Raw genomic sequence first — 1439 nt, forward strand, 5'->3', positions numbered from 1 at the left:
ACGCGGCTACTTGTTTCATTGACGTAGGACCGGTGCCTGCGCAGGCTCTGGTCTAGGTGCCCGGGCTCGTCGCTCGCAAACGCGGCTGCCCACGCCTTAGTCGTGTGGCTCTCACATGGGTTGCGCCGCCCGGGCACCGCCGGGCAGGAGAGGCTCAAGAAGGGATTGCTCTGCTCGAAGTAGCGGTGCCCTCCACGCCCAACCAGTCATCGGTTTCGGTCGAGGGAGGTTCACATGCAAGAGCAGGTTCCGCGGGTCGTGATCGGCATGGACCCACACAAACGCAGCGTCACGATCGAGGTCATGACGGCCGACGAGACCGTCGTCGGAGGTGGCCGGTTCGACACGAGCATCGAGGGCTACGCAGAGATGCTCGAACACGTCGCGGCGTGGCCGGAACGGGTGTGGGCCATCGAGGGTTGTGAGGGGATCGGCCGACACATCGCGCACCGGCTGATCGCCGACGGGCAGGACGTGGTCGACGTGCCGGCGAAGCTGTCCGCACGAGCGCGGGTGTTCGCGACCGGTCAGGGCCGCAAGACCGACGCGACCGACGCGCACTCCGTCGCCCTCGTCGGTACGAGGATGGCAGGGCTGCGCCCGGTCGTGTCAGACGCGCAGCTCGAGGTGCTGCAGCTGCTGGTCGACCGTCGCCGCTCGATCGGCGACGAGCACACCCGCAAGATCAGCCAGCTGCATCGGATCCTGTTGGAAATGCTGCCTGGTGGCGCGAAGAAGTTCCTCTCTGCAGCCCAAGCGCGGGCTCTGCTGGCCACCGTCCGCCCCCGCGACGAGGTCGGCAAGACCCGCAAGCGGGTGGCGATGGAGCTGGTGGTCGACCTCGAGCGGATCTATGCCCGGAAGAAGGCCGCGGACAAGGAGCTGAAGGAGCTCGTCGCGGCGACCGGCACCTCGCTGCTCGGGTTGCACGGTGTCGGCCCGTCGGGTGCGGCGCGGCTGCTCGTCGAGGTCGGGGACCTGTCCCGTTTCCCGGACCGCAACCACTTTGCCTCCTGGACTGGGACCGCCCCGATCGACGCGTCGTCCGGCGACCACGTCCGTCACCGGCTCTCTCGTGGCGGGAACCGCCAGATCAACCGGGTGCTGCACATCATGGCCACGGTCCAGCTGCGGATCCCGACCGAGGGCCGCGCCTACTTCGACCGGAAAAAGGCCGACGGCAAGAGCTCGATGGAAGCGATGCGCTGCCTCAAACGGCGGCTGTCCGACCTGGTCTTCCGCACCATGCTCGGCGACTACGTCGCCGGCCGGATCACCACAGTGACGGGCCCGGGAGGGCACCGGGGTAACGACTCTGACTCCAGCGTGACCGGCTCACAACCCCACACCGGCTCTTCGGACAAGCCACTTCCCGGACCCGTCACCACCCAGCGTAGAACGCACCTGCCGACCGCGTCTTGACACAGAAGGGAGCCATG

At 67.7% G+C, this 1439-nt stretch carries 1 protein-coding gene; it reads left to right on the forward strand.

Going from position 1 to position 1439, the window contains the following annotated elements; all coding sequences use genetic code 11:
* The first annotated feature begins 234 nt into the window (after window positions 1–234).
* Complete coding sequence (locus NR112_RS22215; protein WP_256796463.1) at window positions 235–1422, forward strand: IS110 family transposase; 1188 nt, start codon at window positions 235–237, stop codon at window positions 1420–1422.
* Window positions 1423–1439 lie beyond the last annotated feature (17 nt).

This window comes from Terrabacter sp. Ter38, from assembly GCF_024519435.1.
In the GTDB taxonomy this organism is placed as follows: domain Bacteria; phylum Actinomycetota; class Actinomycetes; order Actinomycetales; family Dermatophilaceae; genus Terrabacter.

Excerpts from the sequence above, each read along its gene's own strand:
- NR112_RS22215 (WP_256796463.1), top strand. The coding sequence starts at position 235 with ATGCAAGAGCAGGTTCCGCGGGTCGTGATCGGCATGGACCCACACAAA.